The organism is Clostridioides sp. GD02404 (assembly GCF_045898275.1).
Lineage (GTDB): Bacteria > Bacillota > Clostridia > Peptostreptococcales > Peptostreptococcaceae > Clostridioides > Clostridioides difficile_A.
Genome location: NZ_JBJOCA010000089.1, coordinates 1 through 207 on the forward strand (window position 1 = coordinate 1; position 207 = coordinate 207).

Annotated in this window: 2 tRNA genes; both read left to right on the forward strand. The window is 47.3% G+C overall.

What is annotated here, in order from left to right:
- Nucleotides 1-3: 3 nt before the first annotated feature.
- A tRNA-Leu gene (locus Q3287_RS19615) sits at nucleotides 4-87 on the forward strand.
- A gap of 23 nt (nucleotides 88-110) precedes the next feature.
- Nucleotides 111-185 (forward strand) — tRNA-Gly (locus Q3287_RS19620).
- Nucleotides 186-207: the final 22 nt, after the last annotated feature.

The window sequence follows — 207 nt, forward strand, 5'->3', positions numbered from 1 at the left end:
TGCGCGGATGTGGCGGAATTGGCAGACGCACTAGACTTAGGATCTAGCGCCATTGGCGTGGGGGTTCGACTCCCTTCATCCGCACCATTTTTATTCAATTTAATAAACGAGCGGGAATAGTTCAGTGGTAGAGCGCAACCTTGCCAAGGTTGAAGTCGCGAGTTCGAATCTCGTTTCCCGCTCCAAATTTTATGTTTATATTGTAAT